Origin of the sequence: Pseudomonas sp. D1-36 (assembly GCF_051132205.1) — a bacterium.
In the GTDB taxonomy this organism is placed as follows: Bacteria; Pseudomonadota; Gammaproteobacteria; order Pseudomonadales; family Pseudomonadaceae; genus Aquipseudomonas.
Genome location: NZ_CP071674.1, coordinates 2,353,365 through 2,376,377, shown reverse-complemented (window position 1 = coordinate 2,376,377; position 23,013 = coordinate 2,353,365). Strand labels below are relative to the sequence as shown.

Genomic DNA, 23,013 nt, shown 5'->3' with positions numbered 1-23,013 from the left:
CAAGCGTTCATCAAACTGATGGCATCAATGGGCAAGATTATCAGTAGATGATGTTTGCCTATAGCAGCAGCTCAGTTCCCACTAGGGATACTGAGTCAGCGCGAATTGAACGCGGAGGTGTAGCGCAAGCCGCGCCCGCCATTTCTCCACAACCAGACCCGCTAAGTCTTTGATGTTGCCGTCACTTGTATTAGCAATGGCGCGTACGGCAGAAAGCAGGTTATCTGCAAGTGGTGTCGCCCGCGCACCTTCGCTGTCATGTCCGCGAGCAACTCGAAACAGCGCTATCGCAGTACACGTGCTGATATCCACCGGAAAGGCTCCCGGCGCCTGGCGCAGATTCTGTACATCCATTGCCCCGCGCCGCCCTCCCCTCACATATGCAAAGAAATGAAATCCACGAAACAGCGCAGCTTGGGCGTGATAAAGCGATTCGGCGGCCACAGCACACTGAAGTGAATGGTGCGGGTCACCTCTTGGGTCAGCACGGCCTGCAGCGCCCCGGACTCGAGGGCCTCCTTGACGGCAAATTCCGGCAGGCAGGCAATGCCCCGCCCTTCCATGGCGGCGTTGAAAAGCATGTCGATGTTGTTGCAGACCAGCACGGCCCGCAGGTCCTGCGTGCCGTTGTGGGACTTATCCGGTAGCGGCCAGCGCTCAAGCTTTCCGGTGGAAGGCACCCGGTATAACAGGCAGTCATGGTTGCTCAAGTCGCTGGCGTCCACCGGCGTCCCCTGGGCCTGGAAATAGGCCGGGGCGCCCACCAGCAGGAAACGGAAAGCGCCCAATCGCCGCGCCACCAGGCGAGAGTCATTCAACTCACCGGTCCTGACCACCGCATCGAAGCCCTCCTCCACGACATCCACCAGGCGATCGCTGAAATCCAATTCCAGATGAATGTCCGGGTATCGCTTGGCAAAGCTGGACAACAATGTGAACAGGAACTGCCCGGCCAAGGGCAGGCTCACCCGCAGCTTGCCGCGCGGTTCGCTGCTGGTGCTCGACAGTTCCAGTTCTGCTGCTTCCAGCTCATTGAGCACGCGCTGGCAGCGGTTCAGGAAAAGCATGCCCTCCGCCGTCAGGTTGATGCTGCGGGTGCTGCGATGAAACAGCCTGACGCCCAGGCGCTGTTCCAGGCGCGCGACGCTTTTGCCGATCGCCGATGAAGACACGCCTAATAGCCGTCCGGCCGCGACAAAACTGCGCGTTTCGGCGACCTGGACGAAAACCGAGATTCCGCTGAGGTTGTCCACGCTCTCTCCTTGAGTTTCTTGCGCCTTGAATTGCGGAACGAAACGTCCGGTGTGTCCGGAATTCTAGCCTCTGTTTCCCCTGCCGTCTGCGACCTAGCATGGCGACGTCCATTACAGCAGGGGAATCGCGAACATGACCGCCAAAGAAACCATCCTACTCTCCAGCGCTATCGCCACCGACCCCATGCAGGTGCGAATCGACGCTGCCCTGAACAGCGCCATCGAAGAAAAACGCCTGGTGGGGGCCGTGGCGCTGGTTGCTCGTCGCGGCGAAATCACTTATCGCAAGGCCGTGGGCCTGGCCGACCGAGAGGCTGGCCTGCCGATGCGCACCGACGCCTTGTTCCGGCTCTCCTCGGTGACCAAACCTATCACCTCGGCCGCCGCCCTGGCCTTGGTCGCCCAAGGCCGCATTGGCCTGGATGATCCTATCGCTCGCTGGCTACCGGGGTTTCAACCAACCTTGGCGGACGGCACTGGCGTATCCATCAGCGTGCGCCAGTTGCTTAGCCATACAGCGGGCCTTGGTTACGGTTTTCTCGAAGGCACGGGCGGCGGCGCCTATGCACAGGCCGGAGTGTGTGACGGGCTGGAAAATGCGCCGGTGACCCTGGAGGAAAACATTCGGCGACTGGCGACGGCGCCGCTGCTCTATCGTCCTGGCACCGATTGGGGGTATTCAATTGCCACTGATGTGTTGGGCGCGCTTATCGCCAAGGTATGCGGGACCAGTCTGGCCGATGCAGTCAATCAACTTGTGTGCGAGCCACTCGGTCTGTCCGATACCCGTTTCAATGTCGTCGACACTTCCCGCCTGACGGCCGCCTATCTCAATGCCGACCCCGCGCCACGTCGTATGAATGGTATCGAAGTGATCGAGGTTTTCGAGAACACCGCCGGCATCCGGATGGACGCGGATCGGGCCCTCGACAGCAATGCCTACCATTCGGGAGGCTCAGGGATGATCGGCTCCGCCGAAGAATTCCTGACCTTGCTCGAAACCTTGCGCCAGGGTGGTGGCCCGCTCATGCCGGCGAGCCTGGCAAAAGAAATGGGAACCGTCCAGACCGGCAACCTGGAACTCGCCAACTGGCCTGGCCGTGGCTTCGGCCTCGGATTCACGGTGATGACTGACCCGCAAGCGGCACAAGCGCCGGAGTCCGTCGGGACCTGGCGCCTGGGTGGGGCTTTTGGTCATTCCTGGTTTGTCGATCCGGCGCAGCAGATCTCCGTGGTGGCGTTTACCAACACCGCCTTCGAGGGGATGTTCGGACAGTTTACGGTCGATCTGTGCAACGCCGTATACGGCGCTTGAATGAGGCAAATCTGTTGCCGCGATAAGGAGTCCATCATGAGAAGACCGGCTTGAGAGCCGGCCTTCATGCGAATGCAGTTTGAGTTGTTCAGCTTTGTCTTGGCTACCTGCCCCACGGAATTGACCAGGCACTTCGGCTCCCGACAGTGCTGCGGATCTTTATTGAAAGGTATCGACTCATGACGCATTCACGCCTCTACCACAACTACGCCAACGTACGCCTGGACTCCCTGACGGGGTTTCGATTTGTCGCCGCGACCTTGGTGTTTTTCTTTCACGCCTCACTGACGAAAATCATCGGATTCAATCCGTATGCAGACCCACAGATTGTCGCCGGTTTCCAGCGCTTATTCAGTGTGGGTGGCTGGCTTGGGGTCTCGTTTTTTTTCGTGCTCAGTGGTTTCGTCATCACCTGGTCCGCTCGCAGGAACGATACGCTAGGGGCGTTCTGGCGCCGACGCCTGGTGAAGATCTACCCCAACCATCTGGTCACCTTCGTCCTGGCGATGATCTTGTTCGCCGTACCACTGACGGTCGTCAGCGCCTGGTTGCCCAACTTGCTGCTGGTCCATGCGTGGGTGCCGGACATATCAGTGTTCCTAAGCGTCAACGGGCCATCCTGGTCGCTGTGTTGTGAATTGGTTTTCTACTTGGCGTTCCCGTTTCTCTTGCGCGCGTTGTGGAAGGTTGCAGAGGACCGACTCTGGCTGACTGCCGGCCTGACAGTCTGCGCAATGGCTGCGACCCACTGGCTCATCGCCAAGTTTGTCAACGGTACGCCCCAGATCGCCGAGTACCCAATATCACTGAACCAGTGGTGGCTGGCTTATTATTTTCCGCCGCTACGGTTGTTCGAATTCGTTCTCGGCATGCTGATGGCGCGGATCCTGATGACGGGACGCTGGGTTGCTATCCCGGTCGCTCCGACCTTGATGTTGGCGGCAGCGGCTTACTTCCTCGCAGGAGAAGTGCCCTTCATCTATAGCCTGTCCCTCACTACCGTCATCCTGATTGCCCTCCTGATTACCAGCCTGGCCGCCGCGGATATGGCGCAACGAAAGTCCTGGTTTCGTCATCCGCTGATGGTGTGGCTGGGGGAGATTTCGTTCGGGTTTTACATGATCCATTTGCTGATCATGATGGGCCTGACCTCGCTGTTGGACGGCCAACGTTTTTCCGTTGTGCCGGCCTCTTTCATTCTTGCCGCCACGTTCTGCCTGTCGCTACTAGGCGGCTGGCTGCTCTTCGCCTTTGTTGAGCGGCCCGCCATGCAACGTTGGGGCAAGGCCAAGCCGATGGAACGGCCATTGAGTGTCCCTCAAGTCTGATTTTTTACATAGAAAGGATGCTTGCCATGTCATCGTTAATTCGCAGGTTGACCAGCGTGCCCGTTTGGGCGCTGGGTGTATTGGTGCTAGCGGGACTTGCCGGCTTTGCTATCAGCATGCGGGCCCCGGTTGCCCAGGCAAAAACCGCCCCCGCGCCGCTGCCCCAGGTGCAAGTGATGACTGCCGTCACGCGTGATGTTATCGACTGGCAGAGCTACACCGGCCGCCTGGTCGCCACCGACACCGTGGTGATCAAGCCCCTGGTGGCGGGCACCCTCGTCAGCGTGCATTTCAAGGACGGCGCGCTGCTGCGCAAAGGCGACCTGATGTTCGAGATCGACCCCCGCCCTTATGCCGCCACGCTGCAACAAGCCCAAGCCGCGTTGGTGGCTGCCCGGTCGATGAGCCTGTTTGCGCAAAAAGAGCTGCAGCGCTACGAGCATTTGATCACCAGCAATGCCATCGCGAAAACCGACCTGGACAAGCGCATACAAAGCGCCAACGAAGCCCAGGCCAGGGTGAACGAAGCCCTGGCCAGGGTCGAGCTGGCCCGGCTCGATCTCGAGCATACCCGCATCCTCGCGCCATTTGACGGCCGGGCTTCACGGGTAGAGGTGACACCGGGCAACATCGTCGATGTGGGGGAACGCTCTACGGCGCTGACAAACCTAGTGTCGATCTCGCCGATCTATGCCGACTTCGACGTGGATGAGCAAACCTTCCTGCGCTACCTGGGCAACCGTCCGGCGGGCGACCCGGTCCCGGTCATGCTCGGATTGGCCCACGAAGAGGGATACCCACGCAAAGGCAACCTGAGTTACCTGGACAACCGGCTGGATACCCGGTCGGCCACTATTCGGGTAAGGGCCACTTTCGACAACAGCAACGGGGAGCTGCGCCCGGGCCTGTTTGCCAGGGTCCTGCTGCCAGGCAGTGCCAGCCGCTCCGCGACCTTGGTGGAAGACAGCGCCATCGGCACCGACCAGGACAAAAAGTACGTGCTGGTGGTCGATGCCGAGGGTCGCGTCCAGTATCGCCAGGTCAAGCCCGGGATACGCCAGGGTGCGCTACGTGTCATTGACCAGGGCATCGCGCCCGAGGAGCAGGTTGTCGTGAGTTCCTTGCACCTGGCGACGCCGGGCAGCCAGGTTGCTCCGGTACTCGCGCCGTCACAACCACAGGCGCAACAATGATGAACATTTCCGGATTCTTCATCGACCGTCCGATTTTTTCCGGTGTCCTCAGCGCCCTTGTACTGTTGGCCGGCATGCTCTCGCTGGCGCGACTGCCGGTGTCGGAGTACCCCGATGTCGTGCCGCCGTTGATCTTGGTGAACGCCCAATACCCGGGCGCCAACCCCAAGGTGGTGGCGGAAAGCGTCGCCGCGCCGCTTGAAGAGCGCATCAACGGCGTGGAAGGCATGCTGTACATGCAATCCCAGGCCAACAGCGATGGCACCTTGGCGATCAACGTGACGTTCGCCTTGGGCACCGACCCCGACAAGGCTCAGCAACTGGTGCAGAACCGCGTCTCCGAAGCGCTCCCGCGCCTGCCGGCCGACGTGTTGAATCTGGGGGTGACCACCAGCAAGTCGTCATCGACCCAGACCCTGGCGATTCACCTAGTGTCACCCAACAACGAATACGACGCCAACTACCTGCGCAACTACGGCATCCTGAACATCAAGAGCCAGCTCGAACGCATCCCGGGCGTCGGCGAAGTGCGAATCTGGGGCGGCGGCGATTACGCCATGCGTATCTGGATCGACCCCGACAGCGTGGTGCAGCGAGGTCTCACCGCCGGCGAGGTGGTTCAGGCCATCCGGGAGCAAAACATCCAGGTCGCGGCCGGCGTCATAGGCGCTTCACCTATGCGCGCCGGCGTCCCGCTGCAGCTCTCGGTCAATGCCCAGGGGCGGCTGAAAACCGAAGAGGAATTCGGCAACATCGTCGTCAAGACGGTGCCGGACGGGGGCGTGACGTATTTGCGCGATGTGGCCCGGATCGAATTGGCAGCTTCTACCTACGCGCTTCGCTCGCTGGTGGACGGGCAGCCGGCGGTGGGCTTCGGCGTCTTCCAGATGGCAGGCGGCAATGCGCTGGACATCTCTGCCCGTGCCAGACAGATCATGGCTGAAGCCAAGGCCGATATGCCGGCAGGCGTCGATTACAAAATCGTCTTCGACCCGACCCAGTTCGTTCGTTCCAGCATCGATGCGGTCATCAGCACCCTGTTCGAAGCCATCGTGCTGGTCGTGCTGGTGGTCATCGTGTTCCTGCAAACCTGGCGCGCCTCAGTCATTCCACTGCTCGCTGTGCCAATCTCCATTGTCGGCACGCTGGCGTTCTTGCTGGCGTTCGGTTTTTCCATCAACGCCTTGTCACTGTTCGGCCTGGTATTGGCGATCGGCATCGTCGTGGACGACGCGATCGTGGTGGTGGAAAACGTCGAACGCAATATCAGCCAGGGATTGTCACCTCACCAGGCGACTCACCGAGCGATGGCGGAAGTCAGCAAACCCATCGTTGCCATCACCCTGACGCTGGTTTGCGTGTTCATTCCGTTGGCGTTCATGCCCGGTCTCTCCGGCGGGTTCTACCGCCAGTTCGCCTTGACCATTGCTATTTCCACGGTGATTTCGGCGTTCAATTCGCTGACCCTTTCCCCGGCCCTCTGCGCACTGCTGCTCAAACCACACGGCGCGCCGAAGGATCCACTGGAGCGCTGCATCGACAAAGTCATGGGGCGCTTTTTCAAGGGTTTCAATCGTCGGTTCAAGCAGGCCGAGGACCGTTATGGCGCCGGCGTGCGCGGTGTCCTGGCGCACAAAGGCAGGACGTTCGCGTTATTCGGCGTTCTGCTGTGCGCCTGCGCATGGCTCAGTCACACGCTGCCGACGGGCTTCGTCCCGGCCCAGGACAAGGAGTTCCTGGTGGGTTTCGCCCAATTGCCCGCTGGTGCCTCGCTGGATCGCACCGAGCAGGTCATCCAGCAAATGAACGACATCGCGCTCAAGCATCCCGGCGTTGCCCATACCCTCGAATTCCCCGGCATGTCCGTCAACGGCCTGATGAACTCCTCCAGCTCAGGGATCATTTTCGTGATCCTCAAACCCTTCGCCGAACGCTCCAGCGAGGCGCTGGGGGCGAACCAGATAGCGGCGGATCTCAATGGCGAGTTCAGCAGGATCGCGCAGTCGTTCACGGCTGTCTTCCCGCCGCCGCCCGTACTGGGCCTGGGAACGCTTGGTGGTTTCAAACTGCAGATCGAGGACCGGGCGAGCCTGGGCTATGTCGCCTTGGACAGCGCGGTCAAAGCCTTCATGGCCGAGGCTGCCAAAGCGCCTGAATTGGGACCGCTGTTTTCCAGCTACCAGATAAACGTGCCCCAACTGGACGTCGATCTCGACCGGGTCAAAGCCAAGCAGCTCGGCGTCTCGGTGACCGACGTATTCGAGACCCTGCAGATTTACCTGGGGTCTTTATACGTCAACGATTTCAATCTGTTCGGGCGGGTCTACCAAGTGCGGGCACAGGCCGATGCGCCGTTCAGGGCCAACCCGGAAGACATTACCCGCTTGAAGGTGCGCAATGCCTATGGCGACATGGTGCCCCTGTCGACGCTGCTGTCGGTGGACCCCAGCTACGGACCAGAAATGGTCGTGCACTACAACGCCTTTACCGCGGCGGATGTCAACGGCGCGTCCGCCCCCGGTTACTCCTCGGGCCAGGCCGAAGCGGCCATCGAGCGCATCGCCCGGCAAACCCTGCCCCAGGGCATACGCATGGAATGGACCGACCTGACCTACCAGCAGCGGCTGGCCGGTAACGCGACCGGCTGGGTATTGGCGGTAAGCACGCTGCTGGTTTTCCTGGTGCTGGCGGCGCTGTACGAAAGCCTTCTGCTGCCGCTGGCGGTGATTCTGATCGTGCCTATGGGTGTGTTCTCGGCCTTGGCGGGCGTCTGGCTGACCGGAGGTGATAACAATATCTTTACTCAGATCGGCCTGATGGTACTGGTGGGTCTGGCGTCGAAGAACGCCATCTTGATCGTCGAATTTGCCAGGGACCTGGAGCGCCAGGGGCGAACCCCGCTGAGCGCCGCCTGGGAGGCCAGCAAGCTGAGGCTTCGACCGATCCTGATGACCTCGATTGCCTTCGTCATGGGCGTCGTTCCTCTGGTGATCTCCACCGGTGCCGGGGCGGAAATGCGCCAAGCAATGGGTGTCGCGGTGTTCTTCGGCATGTTGGGTGTGACCGCATTCGGACTGATTTTCACGCCGCTCTTCTACGTGCTGGTTCGCAGCGTCGGCCGCCGGCTACCCCAGGGCCAGTCCATTGCCATTGCGGACACATATATCCGTTAACACCGGAACGCCAGCGCGTTTTTCTGCATTGGACGCGCCTCTAGACTGCAAACGTTCCCAATCCTTGCGAGAAATGCCATGACACGTGTCGTTCGATTTTATGAGTATGGTGATCCAGAAGTGCTGCGGATAGAGGACTTGCCGGTCGCCCAGGCGGGCCCCGATGAGGTCCGCATCCGCGTGAAAGCCATCGGTCTCAACCGCGCCGAATCGATGTTCAGGCGCGGCCAGTATCTTGAACAGGCGACGTTTCCCAGCCGACTGGGTTATGAAGCAGCCGGTTTTGTCGAAGCCGTGGGCGACGCCGTAGACGGCTTCGAAATAGGTGATCCAGTCAGCCTGGTCCCACCTTCGAGCATCGCCCAATGGGGCACCTACGCCGAGCAGGCGGTAGTGCCGGCGGCGATGCTGGTTCGTCATCCGGACAACCTCAGCATGGAACAAGCTGCTGGTATCTGGATGCAATACCTCACAGCCTGGGGCGCGTTGCTGCCCGTGGCCGGGCTGGTCGCGGGTGACTACGTACTCATCACCGCGGCTTCGAGCAGCGTAGGCCTGGCCGCCATCCAGATCGCCAACCGCGTAGGGGCGATTCCTATCGCAGTGACCCGTGGTGAAGAAAAGGTGCGCAAACTGCTGGCGGCCGGTGCGGTCCATGTGATCGTCAGCGACCAAGAAGACCTGGTAGCGCGCGTCGAGCACATCACCGCTGGCAATGGCGTGCGGGTTGTCTTCGATCCTGTCGGCGGGCCGGCTATCGAGCAGTTGGCGGACGCCACCCGTCGCGGCGGCATCATCATCGAATACGGTGCGCTGAGCAGCGAACCCTCGCCTTTTCCGCTGTTCACCGTGTTGGGTAAAAGCCTCACGCTGCGGGGCTATCTGCTACACGAAATCATCAACGACCCCGCCCTGTTCGCCCAAGGCAAGGCGTTCGTCTCCAGCGGCCTGGTCGATGGCAGCCTGTCCCCTGTGATCGCCAAGACCTTTGCCTTCGATGAAATCGTCGAGGCCCATCGCTACCTGGAAGCCGGCGAGCAGTTCGGCAAAGTCATCGTGACGCTGGAGGACCGGCCATGAAAATGTTCAACCCGTTGTTCTTCATTGCCCTGGGTTTGTTCGGTGTCTACACCATCGAATTCGGCGTGGTCGGTATCTTGCCGGTGATCATCGAGCGCTACAGCGTCAGCGCATCCGAGGCGGGCTATCTGGTGGGACTGTTCGCCCTGATCATTGCGGTGTTCGGTCCCTTCATGGTGTTGTGGTTTTCGCGTTACAACCGCAAGCGGGTCCTGACCCTGTCGCTGTTTATTTTCGCCGGTGCAAGCGCCTTGTCGGCCTATGCGCCCAATTATGGAACCCTCGCAATCCTGAGGATCATTCCGGCGTTCTTTCATCCGGTGTATTTCTCGCTGGCATTTGTCGCGGTGGTCTCTCTATATCCCAAGGAGCAGGCAACTCAGGCGACGGCCAAGGCGTTTGTCGGCACCAGCATGGGCATGGTGCTCGGCGTGCCTATCACCACCTGGATCGCTGCACGCTTTTCCTACGAAGCGGCCTTCCTGTTCTGCACCACAGTCAACGTGATCGCCGGGCTGGGCATCATCGCCCGGTTACCCGATACCTTTGCCGGGCAGCGGACGCCTTATGGGGAACAGTTGGCTATCCTGCGCAAACCGACGTTGTGGCTCAATATCCTGGCCTCGACACTGATCTTCGGAGCAATGTTTTCGGTGTATTCCTACAGCGCCGAGTATCTGTCTCGGGAAGCCGGAATGAGCGGTGAGGTGATCAGCGCCATGTTGATTCTGTTCGGCGTGGGCGGTGTGGCCGGTAATCTGCTGGCAGGCCGTTTATTATCCAAAAATAAAGTGGGTACCACGCTAATGCATCCGATCATGCTGGGGGCGTCGTATCTGATCCTGCATTTCTTTGCCAGTCCGGACATCATGCCGATGATTTTGATCGTCGTGCTGTGGGGAGCCACCCACACCAGTGGCCTGATCGTGACCCAGGTCTGGCTGACCTCCGAAGCCCCGGAGGCGCCTGAGTTCGTTACGGGTCTCTACATCTCGTTCATCAATCTGGGCGTGACGCTCGGTGCGACTGCCGGTGGCTGGTTCCTCGCACGCATGGGCATGGAAGGCACCATTGTCAGCGGCCTGGTTTTCTGCGCGCTGGCCGCCGCGACCATCGCGACCAAGGTGTTGGTGTATGGGGCACGACAGCCAAGCCTTGCGCCGGAAACCCAAGCGGTTTTGCACTAAAGTCATTCATCGGAGACCGTGGCAAGCCACGGTCTTTCTCGAACTCAGCGGAGTTTCTATCGGTCAGAACCACTCGGACGGAGTCACGATATGGATGTTAGCAGCACCTCACTCACAGCCACCCAGGCCGTCGATTTCCCTGTGGACAGCACCCAGTTCGATTGGGAAAACCTTCGGTACTTCATCGCCTTCGCGCGAATACGCTCCCTGGCCGCCGCAGCGCGATCGCTGAACGTCGAGCACGCTACCGTCTCACGGCGGATAGCAGCCCTCGAAACCGCACTGAAAGTGCGTCTGGTGGACCGACGAAGTCACCGGTACGAGTTGACCGAAAACGGCGAGCGAATCGCCCAGCTGGGCAACCGCATGCAAGAAACCGCTTGTGCCCTGAGTCGAGCAGTCTGCGCGATTCGAACCGACAAGGTCGCAGATGTCACCCTTAGCTCGCCTCCGCACTTGACGACGCATTTCATTGCCCCCCATCTTGGGCGGTTAAGGGAACAATGCCCTGACATCAACGTGCGGATCCTGTCCAATCCGCGCATGGCTTCCATGGCCAGGCGCGAAGCGGATATCGCAATCAGCGTCGGACGACCGACCGAGACGGATCTGGTCGTGCGCAAGATCGGCACCCTGGACTTCGGTTTCTTCGCTGCACAAGCCTATCTCCAGGAACGCGCGCCCTCAGCCTATGAATTCATTGCCCATGACGATGAGCAGGAGCCCTCTCCTCAGCGCATCTGGCTGGAGAATGCCGCAGGCCAAAGGCCCGTGGTGTTAAGGGTCAAGTCCTTCGACGTGCAGGCCGAAGCGGCCAGGGCGGGAGCTGGTATCGCGTTGCTACCGGTCTTCATGGCCGATGCTCCGGGCGGCTTGCAAAGGGTCCCCATCGAAGAGCAGCCGTTACATGCCGAACTCTGGCTGGTGGTCCATCGCGACATGCGAACTGCTCCTGGAATACGGGCAATGATGGATTTCGTCATTCATTGTTTTGCCCGGCAACATCGTTAATCAAGGATTCGGCACGACTGGGATTTTTTTAACAGTCACTGTTAAAAACAACCTGTTTACAACCTGTAGGAGATTGTCCAGTATCGAATCAGGTCAGGCAAACGAACTTTCGCTTGAACCATGACCTCATATAACGCCAAACCTGCTTGACCCCTATAATAATAAATCCCCCTGCCCGTACGACAAATAACGCTGCCTTTGCTGGCATATCGTTATGCGTACTCGGCTGCGCAAGACATTGCTACTCCTGGTTGCCTCTGTTTATTCGAAGTAAAAACGGCACACTTGCGTGCCTTCGAAACATGATAAAGGGACTGTATTCATGAGCCAGATAAAGATTATCGATGTCACGCTGCGAGACGGTGGGTACCGTAATGATTTCAACTTCACCGTTGATTACGCCCAGTCTGCAATTTCTCAAATGATCGAAGCCGGCATTCCTTATTGCGAAATCGGGTACCGCAACGGTTCGTTCGTACGCAAACACGAGCATGGGCTGACCAGCGCTGTCGATGCCCAGTACCTGAGCGCGGTCCAGGCCGCCGCCGCGGGTCGGATCGATTTGTGCGTCATGGTGCATCCGCACAATGTCGATGCCAGTGATTTCCAGCTGCTTCAGGAACATGGCGTGTCCATGATCAGGGTTTGCCTGCGCCGCGACCGCCTGGAAGATGGCTTGGCCACCTTGCGGCTGGCCAAGGCCTACGGCTTCCAGGTCAGCGCCAACATCACCCACGTCACGACCCTGGGGCCTGGGGAAATTTCCGATATGAGCCTTCGCGCGGAAAACGCCGGGGCAGACTTGCTGGTGTTCGCGGACTCCAACGGCAACATGATTCCGGCCGATGTCGACCGGCTGATCACGCGGATTTCCAGCCGGGTCCTGATTCCCTTGGGCTTTCATGCCCACAACAACCTGTCCCTGGCGCTTTCCAATTCCATCGCCGCCATGGATGCCGGGGCCGAATACATCGATGCGTCCATTTGCGGCATGGGCAAGGGGGCTGGCAACCTGCACCTGGGCGTGTTTGTCGCCTATCTGCATCGTGCGGGCATACGCAACGACTATGACCTGGTGAGTGCCCTGCATTTATCCCAGCTCACCGCTGACACGGTGCCAGCCAGCAGCCTCCCCCTGTCGCTGACGGATGTCATGATGGGCACTTACAACATGCCCTTCGATGTTCAGCAACGTTTGGACGAAGTGATAAAGGCGCACAGCCCCGCTTCAACTTTCCATGCCTTGCAGATCTTGCATGAACAAGGTAGCCGCAAACCGGAAAAGTCCATCAAGCCATTGCCGGCAACGCTGTCGCCCTCGCTGGCAAGTGGAGGTATCCGCTAATGAGCCAGCGCCAACAAGTGTGTGTATTGGCCGGTGACGGCATTGGCATCGAAGTTACTGAGGCGGTGCTGCCGTTATTTGAAGCCCTTGAACTTCCCATCGATTTAAAATTTGGAGATATCGGTTGGAGCTGTTGGCAGAAAGAGGGAAATTGCATTCCCGATAAAACGTGGGACCTGATCAACGAAAGTCAGGCAACGCTGTTGGGCGCTATTACCAGCAAGCCTCTTCGTGAGGCGGAAGCAGAACTTTCATCGACACTCAGGGGGACTGGGCGAGTTTATGTTTCGCCGGTTATCCAGCTTCGCCAAAAGCTCGGGTTATTTGCCAACGTGCGGCCTGTTACCGATGTACTGGGCGACAACCGTTATCGTTTTTCGGTGATTCGAGAGAACACCGAGGGCCTCTATGCAGGGCTGGATTTCGCCAGCATTCCGCAAGCCTTCGAGCCGATCCTGGCTGAGCGCGAACGCAATGGAGCGCCATGGACGCGAGAGAGCTGCCGCGATGCCACGATGACGGTGCGCCTGCAAACCCGCGCAGGGCTCTTGCGACTGTTCCGCTTTGCCTTCGAGCACGCGCGCCAGCAAGGCTATGACCGCGTCACGCTGGCGGATAAACCCAACGTCCTGCGGTACAGCGGCGCGTTCGCCCGAGAGATCCTGGAGTCGGTTGCCGCTGATTTTCCCGACATCCAATGCAACATCGATAACGTCGACGCCGTGGCGTTGTGGATGGTCCGACGCCCCGAGCGCTTCGGGGTGATCGTGGCCGAAAACATGTTCGGCGACATTCTTTCCGACCTGGGGGCCGGGGTGATGGGTGGCCTGGGCCTGGCGCCCAGCGCAAACATCGGGGCCCAGGGTGCCTACTTCGAACCTGTGCATGGCAGCGCGCCCACCTATGCAGGCCAGCATCGGGCCAACCCGAGCGCGATGTTCCTGTCGGTCGCGCTGATGCTTGAGCACCTGGGACATGCCCACCCCGCCCAAGCGACGCGCAACGCCGTTGCCCAGGTGGCTCGCAGTGATTGCCGCACCTACGACCTGGGCGGTACGGCCGGCACTTTCGAGGTCGCGGCAGCCATCGTCAAGCAAACCCTCGAATGGGCGGCGCGGCTTGATGGGCCGACCTCCCGGCAGACCGGAAACCAGGACAAGCATGCCCTGAAAAAAGGAGCCCACGCATGAACGCGATCATTTCCCCCGCCGTGCAGAACAACGATGCACTGCTCAAAGCCTGCGAGGCGCTCGACACCGCCAGCCTGTCGGATGCACTGGACAGCCTGGGGCTGGCCGGCGGCCTGGCAGGCCTCAACCAGCAGGTACCGGGAACCCGCTGCGTGGGTTTCGCCTACACAGTGCTGTACGAGCCCCTGCTAGAACGCAGCGGCTTCAGGACCGCCGCCAACTACATCGATGAGGTGCCGTCCGACGCGGTCATCGTGTCCAGCAACCCTGGGCGCACCGACTGCACGACCTGGGGCGACATCCTGACCCACGTCGCGATAAGCAAGGGCATTCGCGGCACGCTGATCGACGGTGCCGCGCGGGACATCGATACGGTCCAACGCCTGAACTACCCGCTGTTCAGTCGCGCCCGCTTCATGCAATCGGCGAAAAACCGAGTGCAGCTCAAGGCGACCCAGGTGCCCGTGCAGATATCCGGGGTAACGGTCAATCCGGGTGATCTGGTGATCTGTGACAGCAGCGGCTGCCTGGCAATACCTGCCGACAAGGCGGAACAAGTCATCCAACGCGCCCAGTCCGTCGAACAAACCGAGAAGGAGATCATCCAGAGCGTGAGCGATGGCTACACCCTGGAACAGGCACGCGCCCTGCACCGCTACGACCAGCCCTGGCTGTCATCCAGGGAAAAGCAGGCCAACGTCTGAGTTGCGACTTATTCCGTTCATTTGAAAGAGTATTGACGACATGACCACTGCAAACGTGTCCATTCGCAAGCCTAACCCGGTGCGCGACAGCCAGAACAAAATCAAACTCGGCGTGTTCGGTTTCAACATCGAGGGCGGCTGCACGCTGACTAGCGCCCCGGAGCGCCACCGGGCGGCCGATTGGCAAAGCAACCTGGCGATCGCCACCCTGGCCGATCGCGCAGGCCTGGAGCTTTTGCTGCCCGTCGGCCGTTGGCGCGGCTGGGAAGGCGCCAGCAACCCGATGGGTGTTTCCTACGAAACCTATACCTGGGCCGCCGGTCTGGCATCGGTCACCGAGCAGATCGCGTTGTTCACCACATCCCACCTGTCCACAGTCCATCCTTTGTTTGCCGCCAAGCAGGCGGTGACCATCGATCACATCAGCGGTGGCCGTTTCGGGTTGAACATGATCTGCGGTTGGTTCGGCCAGGAAATGGGCATGTTCAATGGTCACCAGCGTGACCACGACAAACGCTACGACCACGCCGATGAGTGGATAGAGATCGCTAGAAAAGCGTGGGAAGCCAACGGGTATTTCGACTATGAGGGCGAGTTCTTCAACGTCGAGCAAGGCTACGCCGAACCCAAGCCGATCAACCGGCCTTTCCTGATGAACGCCGGTGGCTCGCCAAGGGGCCGCCAATTCTGTGCCAAGCATTGCGATGCGGCGTTCCTGATCCTCAAGCACGAAGATGACGACGACACCATCCGCGCGCAGATCAAGGCCTACCGCGACCTGGCGCGCCTGGAGCATGGCAAGGAACTGCAAATCTGGGTGTACGCCTACGTCGTTCACGATGACACGCTGGACCAGGCGAACCAGCAGCTCGACTACTACGTGACCCAGCATGGCGACGACGCCGCGCTGGATAACGTGACCCGCGAGATCGGCGTGCAAAGCGGCATGTTCAAGGACGCCGCCGATGCCGAGCGTTTCCGCTTTCATTTCAAGGCGGGGTTCGCTGGCGTGCCGTTGGTGGGTACCTCCGAGATGATCGTCGACCAGATGCAGCGCTGGTCCGACCTGGGCGTGGACGGCATCAACCTGACCTGGCTGGACTACCAGAGCGGACTCCGGCGCTTCGTCAAGGAAGTGCTGCCGTTGATGGAACAAGCCGGCCAACGTGCGCCGCACAAACCGGGCAGGATCATGGAGGCCGTGGCATGACCAGACTCTCCCAGGCCCGCAATGCTTCGGGCAACGTCACGGTCTTGCCCATCGCCACGGATGTCGACGCTGACGAATTGGCGGATCAGTTCAAGAACGCCATGCGCAGGCTGACGTCCAGCGTGGCAATCATTGCCAGCCGCGACGGCAATGACCCGGTAGGTATGGTCGCCACGGCAGTGATCTCAGTGAGCACCACGCCCCCTGCGCTACTGATCTGCGTCAACCGCTCGGCCAGCCTCCACAGCCCACTCATGCTGGCTGGACGCTTTAGCGTCAACCTGCTGAGCGCGGCCCATAGCGCCCTGGTGCCGGTGTTCGCCGGCCAGGTCAAGGGACCCGACCGTTTCGCCCACGGGCAATGGGAAGACATCCAAGGCCTGCCCTGCCTGGCGGATGCGCAATCGAGCCTCATCTGCACCGTGGACAAACGCCTCAGCTACGGCACCCACGACGTGATCATCGGCCGCGTCGACGCAGTCCAGTTCGCCGAGCCTATCCATCCACTGCTTTGGGAAAACGGCAGCCCGGCGATATCCGCCCGGCTGGCGCAATAACCCGCCCTAATCCCCCAGGAGAATGACTCATGACTCAGATCGAACAATTCCAGACACCACAACCGGGCGAAGACCAGGCCATTTTTCTGGTGAACGTGGTCCATGTGAATCCAGGCCAGCAAGATGCAGCCCTCGCCGTCCTGCGCGACACCGTCCAGTACGTGGCGCAAACCTACCCAGCCTTCCAATGGAGCCGACTGTACAAGAGCCTCGATGGGAAGACCGTCATCAACCAGGCGCAATGGACCAGCAAGGACGCCTTTGACTCGTTGTTCCAGGACGAGTCATTCATGTCCCGTTATTCAGGGCTCAAGGACACCGGGACCTGGGAATTCCACCTTTACCAGGTAAGCGATTTCATCCCCCAGGCGCTGACCGCGGCACTCATCGCTGAGTGAATCCAAAAGCCGAAACGGGCAAGCCCGGACGGGCTTGCCCGCACGAGAACAGGAGTATCGATATGGCTGACCTCAACACGCGCCTTACACAACGCTTCAATATCTCCCATCCCATCGTCCTCGCACCCATGGGAGGGGCTTCGGGGTCGAAACTGGCCACTGCGGTCTCCAAGGCCGGTGGGCTCGGGCTGGTCGGCGCCAGCTATGGCGACGAGCAGTGGATGCGCACCGAGCTGGCGCCCATGCGGGAATTGAAGCAGCCATGGGGCGTCGGCCTGGTGATGTTCACTGTGGCCCGGAATATGGCGCTGCTGGACCTGGCACTGGAATACGGACCCAACGCCGTCGCCTTGTCATTTGGCGATCCTGGGGTATTCGTCCCGATCATCCATCGGGCCGGCGCGAAAGCCATCGTCCAGATCCATGAGCTGGACCAGGCCCGTGCGGCCCTGGACGCCGGAGCCGATGCATTGATCGTCCAAGGTGCCGAGGCCGGCGGGCACAGCTTGCGCCGCGGCCTGATGCCACTGTTGCCCGCCGTGCAGGATCAAGTCGGCGACAAGATCCCGCTGATAGCCGCCGGAGGTATCGCAGATGGGCGTGGCATGGCCGCAGCGCTGATGCTGGGGGCTGATGGGGTCATGCTGGGCACACGTTTCCTCGCTTCCGAGGAGGCCCTGCCCTCGGCCGCGTTCAAGAAACGCCTGATCGAGTCTGGTACATCGGACACGGTGCGTACACGGATCTTCGATCTGGTGCGCGGCATCGAATGGCCTGAACACTACAGCGGCCGGGCCATCGCCAACCGGTTTTCGCAAGCGTGGCTGGGCCGCGACGAGGCACTGCGAGAGGCGCCGGATTCGATCCGCCAGGACTACGCCAATGCGGTCCTCGCTGACGATCTCGACAACCGGGCAATCTGGGCGGGTGAGGTTCTGGATCTGGTTGGCGACATCAAGCCGGCACGCCAGATCGTCCACGACCTGTTGAGCGAAACCACGCGCATCTTGCGCAACAGCCAACAACTGTTGGCGCTCGACAAAATCGCCTGAGCACCCGGGAGACAAGGATCATGCAAACGTCCAATGCAGTAAGCAGCCAATGGGGCAACGGCCATCAACTGGCGGTGGTCATGTCGCCGGTCATGCCCGCCTGGGATGAAGGCCAGTTCTTCCAACCGATGATCGCCCCGCTGGTAAAAGCGGGCTACCGGGTGGTGGTATTCGACACGTTATCCCTACTGGTCGACGGGCACGAATCGCTCGAGGCATTTTCGCGCCGTTGGCTGCACGTGTTGTCAACGCTGGGCCAGATTGACCTGCTGGTAGGCTCGGCCCTGGGTGGCGCCGTCGTCCAGGCGCTACTCGGCACCCATCTTGCCCCGCACATCAGCAAAGTGCTGTTGCTGTCCTCCCCTGCCCTGGCGGATGGGATTCTCGACGGTCGACTGGGGAAAATGGCTGACCTGGCCCTGCTCGGCGATCTCGAACAAGCGCTCCAACTACTCGATCAACTCGTACAACCGGCGACCCGTATACGCCCCAGCGGGCCCATCGACATCGACCAGGCCAGTGCCGCATTCCAGGCCAGGCGCCTGCACTTGGGTTTCCGGCTGCTCAATCGCCTCGACCTGCGGCAGGCCAGCCACAGTTTTCCCGGTGAGTTATTGACGGTCTATGGCGAACAGTCACAGCTGGTGCGCGGTATCAACGTGCATGTCAGCGAACAGGCGCGCCATTACCGGTTATCCATCCCCGACGGCGGCATGCGCCCATTGCTCGATGCCCCGGCGTTGGTCATGCGCACTGTGCGCGACCATTTGGGTATCGACCTAGAGGTGGCCGCATGAACCACCCACGGCGTTTGCACGAGGCTGGCTTCATCGATGTGCATTACCACGCCGGTCCCGACGCCTATCTGCGGCGCCATGGGGTGATGGAGGCCGGTCGGCGCTACAGCTCGCTGAACGGGTGGGTGGTGTTGAAGAATCACCTGGGCTGCAGCGCGTCCCAAGCTTGGGAGGCCCGGCAGGAGGGGCTTCCCGTCTCTGGTTCAGTGGTCCTCAACGAAATCGCCGGCGGTATCGATTTCAGGGTGGTACAGCGTTCGCTGTGCCACCACGGAGACAGCGAAGCCCGGCTGATCGTGCACCTTCCCACCGTCACAGGCCGCTCCCACCAATCCCGACTCAAGCGCAACAGCGCTCATTGGATCTTGGATAAATACCCCATCCGGCCACTGACCATCAGCCATGAGGGGAAACTGAACGAGCAAACACTGGATGTGCTGCGGATGGCCCGGGACTACCCGATCGTCATTTCTACCGGTCATGCCGACGCTCAGGAGGTGCGTCTGTTGATAGACGCGGCGGTGCGGTTGGATGTACCCCGATTGATGCTAAACCAGCCGGCCAACCCCTTGACCGGATTGGACGCCAGTGCCCTGCTGGAATTGGCTCAAGCGCCCATGGTTTACACCGAACAAACCGCCCTGACCTACCTGCTCGGCTACCAGCCGTGGGACGACTTCAGCCAGGTCCTGCGCGACGTGCCCAGGGCGCTCTACAGCTCCGACCTGGGCCAGACCTCCCAGCCTGATATCGAACAATGGCAGGTGGACAGTCTGCTGTGGTTCGAACGGATGGGATTAGGCAGCGAGCGAGTGCAGCAGATCAGCCAGGGGAATGCGCGGGAACTGTTGCGACTCGAACCGTAATGCGAATGGGTCGGGACTTGTTCCGAGCGGTCTTACGGAGTCAATATTTGTTAGAGCACGCTCTATGCAAGTGCTGAGTGCCTTCAGCTAAAGGGTCCGCTTTTTTTTCTGTGCACTGTCCCGTCCTGAATAAAGTTTACACCTAGAAGGGTCGCGAATACGGGCTTCCATGATGTCGCGTTTAAACAACAATAATCCTGTTTCGGATTGCAAGGCTGCGCACTGAGGTTCGGGCGTGGCGCTATTGCGGTCAAAGCTTTCACGCGCTGTCCGGCACGAAGGATGACCCCGTAAGACACAGTTCGTCAGATACTGCTCTTAAGCTATGTGCTCCCGGGCAAAATGGCATAATATGCCAATGATCTAAAGAATCTGTTTACCCAGAGTTGGAGCTAATAATGGCGACGCGAAATGTTGTGCTCACTCCTCACCAGGAACAGGTTATCCAGGACCTGGTGCAGTCCGGCCGTTATCAGAATGCCAGCGAAGTGATGCGAGAAGGCTTACGGCTGTTGGAGCAGCGCGTCGCCGAAGACACCGCCAAAATTGAGGCCCTGCGTCAGGCGACCTCGATCGGCATCATGGACCTTGAGCACGGGCGCTTCACTCAGTTGAACGAAGGGGATCTGGAGCACTACCTCGAGGGCTTGAGCCAGGAGGTCACCCTCCCCGCACGCGAGAAACACTGAGCGTGCCGCAATATCGGATTTCCAACGCGGCGCGCGCCGACATTATCGACATCCTCAAACTCTCCCGGATGCAGTTCGGCGATCAAGCACGCCAGCGCTACCAGGCACTGATCCTCGCGGCGCTGCAAGCGATTGCCGACACGCCTTATCGCATTGGCAGCCACGACCGCGATGAGCTTGCACCGGGCCTTCGCAGCTATCACCTCATCTATTCACGCCAGCAGGCCAAACACCCCCATGGGACGGTCAAAAGCCCACGCCATATCATGTTCTATCGCGTGGGAAACGACGACGTGATCGAGGTCGTCCGACTCCTTCATGACGCCATGGAGGTCCAGTTGCACCTGCCCAACGACTGATCACCGACCTGGCCCAATGGTTTAACTGACCATAAACGACGAAGGTAAGGTGTCGCTCTCTACACCTCAACCTGAGCGCCCTCGATGTCAGCCGATTCGGCGGCCAATTGAAGTGGAAGGTTCTGGGTCCGACCGGCCTGTCGAGACCCACGACCACAAACACGATGTTCAACTATGTGTACCACTTTCAATGCTGAACAACCGTTTCTTAGGCGTTTTCCGTGGCCAGGCGCCTGGCATTACGCTCCAACTGCCGATGGACACGCGGATCAATGCCCCTGGCGACCTGTGCCCGCGCAACATCACGCAGCGCCCGAGCATTTCGCAAGCTGACTTCAGGATAGGTACCGAGCGAAATACGGGGTTGCTTATCCGCCCAGGAAAAGCGGAAGTGCCAGCACTTGGCGCCTTTGGTATTTACGAAAAGGGCAAGGCCGTTGTAGTCAGGGAGGGTGTAGTCCTTTGCACGGGGTTTGGCATGCCGGACTGCAGTGGCGGTGAGAGCCATCTTACAATCTCCGTCTCGTTTGAACAGAGGAGATTTGTACGGTTTCCAGTAAGGTGAGTACCACGAAAAAGCGATTTATCAAATGCCGAATTGATGTACTAAAAAACGTACTAAATAATCGTGGCTATTGATGTATCAGAATGGACTTTACTGGAACGAAAAAAGAGACCGAAGTCTCTTTTTTTTGGTTTCTACAGACTTCAATGGAAGCCTATAGAAAAATAACTGGAGCGGGAAACGAGACTCGCATCTGATGTCCGACCCATTGAAATCTAAGGGGTTTCCTTTCTTGCCGAAGCAGGAAAAGACTCAATTCTGGACTTGTTTTTGGGGAGTATCAAGGACAAGAGGAGTGATGCCGGGCTGCGCCAACTCATGAGACCCATAGCCAATAGGACGGGTGCCTTGGCTCTGGACAATCATCCTGTCAAATGATCCAGAACCCATCGGCGAAATCCGGCCAGCTCGGAGGTCACGAGTGCATCGTCCGCGCCGCGAATGCCATGCATATCAGCAGTTACATTTGCGTCTGATTGGCGCCCACGACGCCCCCTCACACCGAGCCTTAGCCGCTCACTTTTTCATACGTTGAACGAGGATAGACGACCCTACGCACTCCTTGCGCTCCCCCGTCCCTCCCTTCCCAAGCAGGCAAAACGAGGCTAGGTTGAGACAATCACGCTGATTGCGCGCCAGCATTTCCACCGTCAGTTGATAAGCCTGGTCGGCCGCATCCTTGAGCAGTTGCCAATCTTCCAGGCTGATAAATTGTTGCAACACCAACTCATCGGCGCGCCGAATCAGCGTGTTGCGATAATCCTCGGGAAAGTCCAGGCGATACGCATCGTCCTCGAGCAAAAGCCGCCAGGCTTTCAATTCCATCTCAAGGTCGGTCTCACTCATGGGCTGTTGTCCTTTTAAAGTTCGAACCGGCGGTCCACCCCAGACGGGGTGGAGCTAGGTAGAAGCAAGCTCAGCTTACTTGCGCGAGCAGATCTTGCCTGATGAAGTTGCGCACCGTGGCCAGGTGCGTTTCCTCCTGTTCCAGGGCATGGCCGAAGCGCTTGGCGATCAGCGGATGACCGCCTTTCTTCGCCAGTTCGATCAGCAACTCCCAAGCCGCGTTGTCTTCCAGTTCGATGGTCAGGATCGCGCTCATGGATTGGGACACGGTCGTGCGTGGGTCGGTCAATACCTGCAGCACGCCCATCGCCTTAACGCCCGCCACGTCCGCGCAAGGCGTCATGGCCGTCGGGTCGCCGCCGAGGGTTTCGATGGCTTCGCGCACGATGTTCATGTGCTCGAGTTCCTCGGCCTGGATCTGCCGCAAGGTCTCGACCAACGCCGGATCGGCGCCGGGGGCGGACGTCGCCTTGGCGACCATCGCTTCATACAACCGCACGCCGGTGCGTTCGAAGGCCAGGCGTTCGCCGAGCTTGTCCAGCAGCACTTCCGGCGCCTTGCCGATGGTTTTGTCCAGTGCGGTCTTGACCATGCCTTTGACCGAACCCGGTGCCGGTACCGAGCCGATCAGATCGGCCTCGCGAATGGCGCGCTCGCGCTCTGCGGTGTAGTCGCTCATGTCGCCCGGCACATCCGCCGGAAACAGGCGGGTGGCTTCCAGTTGGCGAATAGTGTCTTCGGGAGACATCTGGGCGCCGGTACATCTCTATAAGGAAGGACTTTTATCCGAAATTGTTTACAAATTTCTGACGGTCCACTGCATCGCGTTCGAGCCGTCGTCACATACCGCAACCGCCACCGCAACAATTCTGGAACGCAGGAAAAAGTCACCGCC

Annotated in this window: 23 protein-coding genes; 18 read left to right on the top strand and 5 right to left on the bottom strand. The window is 59.8% G+C overall.

Translation table 11 applies throughout. The annotated features are described in order from the left end of the window. Nucleotides 1–81: 81 nt before the first annotated feature. Both J3P76_RS10785 and J3P76_RS10780 read right to left on the bottom strand, forming a co-directional pair. Nucleotides 82–354, bottom strand: coding sequence for a hypothetical protein (locus J3P76_RS10785; RefSeq protein WP_434627603.1), 273 nt, complete (start codon nt 352–354; stop codon nt 82–84). Between the two features lie 20 nt (nt 355–374). Then, the gene (locus tag J3P76_RS10780) at nt 375–1,253 is read right to left on the bottom strand and encodes a LysR family transcriptional regulator (RefSeq protein WP_420763604.1); all 879 of its coding nucleotides are present in this window, start codon (nt 1,251–1,253) and stop codon (nt 375–377) included. A 184-nt stretch (nt 1,254–1,437) separates the two neighbouring features. Between J3P76_RS10780 and J3P76_RS10775 the strand changes: the two genes are divergently transcribed. The 18 genes from J3P76_RS10775 (at nt 1,438) to J3P76_RS10690 (ending at nt 20,707) form a co-directional block, all read left to right on the top strand. Then, nucleotides 1,438–2,568, top strand: coding sequence for a serine hydrolase domain-containing protein (locus tag J3P76_RS10775; protein ID WP_434702032.1), 1,131 nt, complete (start codon nt 1,438–1,440; stop codon nt 2,566–2,568). Nucleotides 2,569–2,747: 179 nt separating this feature from the next. Beyond that, nucleotides 2,748–3,896, top strand: a complete 1,149-nt coding sequence (locus J3P76_RS10770; RefSeq protein ID WP_434701904.1) for an acyltransferase family protein — start codon at nt 2,748–2,750, stop codon at nt 3,894–3,896. Between the two features lie 26 nt (nt 3,897–3,922). After that, complete coding sequence (locus J3P76_RS10765; protein ID WP_434701903.1) at nt 3,923–5,089, top strand: efflux RND transporter periplasmic adaptor subunit; 1,167 nt, start codon at nt 3,923–3,925, stop codon at nt 5,087–5,089. After that, nucleotides 5,089–8,262, top strand: a complete 3,174-nt coding sequence (locus J3P76_RS10760) for an efflux RND transporter permease subunit (RefSeq protein WP_434702031.1) — start codon at nt 5,089–5,091, stop codon at nt 8,260–8,262. Before J3P76_RS10765 ends, J3P76_RS10760 begins: the two co-directional genes overlap by 1 nt. Nucleotides 8,263–8,340: 78 nt before the next feature. Beyond that, complete coding sequence (locus tag J3P76_RS10755) at nt 8,341–9,342, top strand: zinc-dependent alcohol dehydrogenase family protein (RefSeq protein WP_434701902.1); 1,002 nt, start codon at nt 8,341–8,343, stop codon at nt 9,340–9,342. Then, nucleotides 9,339–10,529 carry an MFS transporter gene (locus J3P76_RS10750; protein WP_434701901.1) on the top strand — a complete coding sequence of 397 codons (1,191 nt, stop codon included), beginning with the start codon at nt 9,339–9,341 and terminating at the stop codon, nt 10,527–10,529. The genes J3P76_RS10755 and J3P76_RS10750 overlap by 4 nt, the downstream gene beginning before the upstream one ends. Before the next feature lie 90 nt (nt 10,530–10,619). Then, nucleotides 10,620–11,540, top strand: a complete 921-nt coding sequence (locus tag J3P76_RS10745) for a LysR family transcriptional regulator (protein ID WP_434606399.1) — start codon at nt 10,620–10,622, stop codon at nt 11,538–11,540. Nucleotides 11,541–11,862: 322 nt separating this feature from the next. Further along, nucleotides 11,863–12,885, top strand: a complete 1,023-nt coding sequence (locus J3P76_RS10740; protein ID WP_434701900.1) for an aldolase catalytic domain-containing protein — start codon at nt 11,863–11,865, stop codon at nt 12,883–12,885. Next, nucleotides 12,885–14,075, top strand: a complete 1,191-nt coding sequence (locus J3P76_RS10735) for an isocitrate/isopropylmalate dehydrogenase family protein (protein ID WP_434701899.1) — start codon at nt 12,885–12,887, stop codon at nt 14,073–14,075. Before J3P76_RS10740 ends, J3P76_RS10735 begins: the two co-directional genes overlap by 1 nt. Continuing rightward, complete coding sequence (locus J3P76_RS10730) at nt 14,072–14,779, top strand: RraA family protein (RefSeq protein ID WP_434627618.1); 708 nt, start codon at nt 14,072–14,074, stop codon at nt 14,777–14,779. The genes J3P76_RS10735 and J3P76_RS10730 overlap by 4 nt, the downstream gene beginning before the upstream one ends. Nucleotides 14,780–14,819: 40 nt before the next feature. Then, entirely contained in the window at nt 14,820–15,989 is a 1,170-nt protein-coding gene (locus J3P76_RS10725; RefSeq protein ID WP_434627622.1) for an LLM class flavin-dependent oxidoreductase, read from the top strand. Further along, nucleotides 15,986–16,546, top strand: coding sequence for a flavin reductase family protein (locus J3P76_RS10720; protein ID WP_434627625.1), 561 nt, complete (start codon nt 15,986–15,988; stop codon nt 16,544–16,546). Before J3P76_RS10725 ends, J3P76_RS10720 begins: the two co-directional genes overlap by 4 nt. A gap of 29 nt (nt 16,547–16,575) precedes the next feature. Continuing rightward, nucleotides 16,576–16,944: an antibiotic biosynthesis monooxygenase family protein gene (locus J3P76_RS10715; protein ID WP_434627627.1), complete on the top strand. Its 369-nt coding sequence runs from the start codon at nt 16,576–16,578 to the stop codon at nt 16,942–16,944. Between the two features lie 62 nt (nt 16,945–17,006). Next, nucleotides 17,007–17,996, top strand: a complete 990-nt coding sequence (locus J3P76_RS10710) for an NAD(P)H-dependent flavin oxidoreductase (protein ID WP_434627630.1) — start codon at nt 17,007–17,009, stop codon at nt 17,994–17,996. A 20-nt stretch (nt 17,997–18,016) separates the two neighbouring features. After that, nucleotides 18,017–18,793 carry an alpha/beta fold hydrolase gene (locus tag J3P76_RS10705; RefSeq protein WP_434627633.1) on the top strand — a complete coding sequence of 259 codons (777 nt, stop codon included), beginning with the start codon at nt 18,017–18,019 and terminating at the stop codon, nt 18,791–18,793. After that, entirely contained in the window at nt 18,790–19,659 is an 870-nt protein-coding gene (locus J3P76_RS10700; protein ID WP_434627636.1) for a DUF6282 family protein, read from the top strand. Before J3P76_RS10705 ends, J3P76_RS10700 begins: the two co-directional genes overlap by 4 nt. 398 nt (nt 19,660–20,057) lie before the next feature. Continuing rightward, nucleotides 20,058–20,348, top strand: coding sequence for a type II toxin-antitoxin system ParD family antitoxin (locus tag J3P76_RS10695; protein ID WP_434627639.1), 291 nt, complete (start codon nt 20,058–20,060; stop codon nt 20,346–20,348). Between the two features lie 2 nt (nt 20,349–20,350). After that, complete coding sequence (locus tag J3P76_RS10690; protein WP_434627642.1) at nt 20,351–20,707, top strand: type II toxin-antitoxin system RelE/ParE family toxin; 357 nt, start codon at nt 20,351–20,353, stop codon at nt 20,705–20,707. Nucleotides 20,708–20,915: 208 nt separating this feature from the next. Here J3P76_RS10690 and J3P76_RS10685 read toward each other — a convergent pair whose 3' ends face one another. The 3 genes from J3P76_RS10685 to J3P76_RS10675 form a co-directional block, all read right to left on the bottom strand. Continuing rightward, nucleotides 20,916–21,215 carry an Arm DNA-binding domain-containing protein gene (locus J3P76_RS10685; protein WP_434627645.1) on the bottom strand — a complete coding sequence of 100 codons (300 nt, stop codon included), beginning with the start codon at nt 21,213–21,215 and terminating at the stop codon, nt 20,916–20,918. Between the two features lie 573 nt (nt 21,216–21,788). Then, entirely contained in the window at nt 21,789–22,118 is a 330-nt protein-coding gene (locus J3P76_RS10680; RefSeq protein ID WP_434701898.1) for a hypothetical protein, read from the bottom strand. Nucleotides 22,119–22,188: 70 nt separating this feature from the next. Beyond that, entirely contained in the window at nt 22,189–22,866 is a 678-nt protein-coding gene (locus J3P76_RS10675; protein ID WP_434701897.1) for a ferritin-like domain-containing protein, read from the bottom strand. Between the last annotated feature and the right edge of the window lie 147 nt (nt 22,867–23,013).

Coding starts and splice junctions, on each gene's coding strand:
- J3P76_RS10785 (WP_434627603.1), bottom strand. CDS start 354: ATGGATGTACAGAATCTGCGCCAGGCGCCGGGAGCCTTTCCGGTGGAT.
- J3P76_RS10775 (WP_434702032.1), top strand. CDS start 1,438: ATGCAGGTGCGAATCGACGCTGCCCTGAACAGCGCCATCGAAGAAAAA.
- J3P76_RS10770 (WP_434701904.1), top strand. CDS start 2,748: ATGACGCATTCACGCCTCTACCACAACTACGCCAACGTACGCCTGGAC.
- J3P76_RS10765 (WP_434701903.1), top strand. CDS start 3,923: ATGTCATCGTTAATTCGCAGGTTGACCAGCGTGCCCGTTTGGGCGCTG.
- J3P76_RS10760 (WP_434702031.1), top strand. CDS start 5,089: ATGAACATTTCCGGATTCTTCATCGACCGTCCGATTTTTTCCGGTGTC.
- J3P76_RS10755 (WP_434701902.1), top strand. CDS start 8,341: ATGACACGTGTCGTTCGATTTTATGAGTATGGTGATCCAGAAGTGCTG.
- J3P76_RS10750 (WP_434701901.1), top strand. CDS start 9,339: ATGAAAATGTTCAACCCGTTGTTCTTCATTGCCCTGGGTTTGTTCGGT.
- J3P76_RS10745 (WP_434606399.1), top strand. CDS start 10,620: ATGGATGTTAGCAGCACCTCACTCACAGCCACCCAGGCCGTCGATTTC.
- J3P76_RS10740 (WP_434701900.1), top strand. CDS start 11,863: ATGAGCCAGATAAAGATTATCGATGTCACGCTGCGAGACGGTGGGTAC.
- J3P76_RS10735 (WP_434701899.1), top strand. CDS start 12,885: ATGAGCCAGCGCCAACAAGTGTGTGTATTGGCCGGTGACGGCATTGGC.
- J3P76_RS10730 (WP_434627618.1), top strand. CDS start 14,072: ATGAACGCGATCATTTCCCCCGCCGTGCAGAACAACGATGCACTGCTC.
- J3P76_RS10725 (WP_434627622.1), top strand. CDS start 14,820: ATGACCACTGCAAACGTGTCCATTCGCAAGCCTAACCCGGTGCGCGAC.
- J3P76_RS10720 (WP_434627625.1), top strand. CDS start 15,986: ATGACCAGACTCTCCCAGGCCCGCAATGCTTCGGGCAACGTCACGGTC.
- J3P76_RS10715 (WP_434627627.1), top strand. CDS start 16,576: ATGACTCAGATCGAACAATTCCAGACACCACAACCGGGCGAAGACCAG.
- J3P76_RS10710 (WP_434627630.1), top strand. CDS start 17,007: ATGGCTGACCTCAACACGCGCCTTACACAACGCTTCAATATCTCCCAT.
- J3P76_RS10705 (WP_434627633.1), top strand. CDS start 18,017: ATGCAAACGTCCAATGCAGTAAGCAGCCAATGGGGCAACGGCCATCAA.
- J3P76_RS10700 (WP_434627636.1), top strand. CDS start 18,790: ATGAACCACCCACGGCGTTTGCACGAGGCTGGCTTCATCGATGTGCAT.
- J3P76_RS10695 (WP_434627639.1), top strand. CDS start 20,058: ATGGCGACGCGAAATGTTGTGCTCACTCCTCACCAGGAACAGGTTATC.
- J3P76_RS10685 (WP_434627645.1), bottom strand. CDS start 21,215: ATGGCTCTCACCGCCACTGCAGTCCGGCATGCCAAACCCCGTGCAAAG.
- J3P76_RS10680 (WP_434701898.1), bottom strand. CDS start 22,118: ATGAGTGAGACCGACCTTGAGATGGAATTGAAAGCCTGGCGGCTTTTG.
- J3P76_RS10675 (WP_434701897.1), bottom strand. CDS start 22,866: ATGTCTCCCGAAGACACTATTCGCCAACTGGAAGCCACCCGCCTGTTT.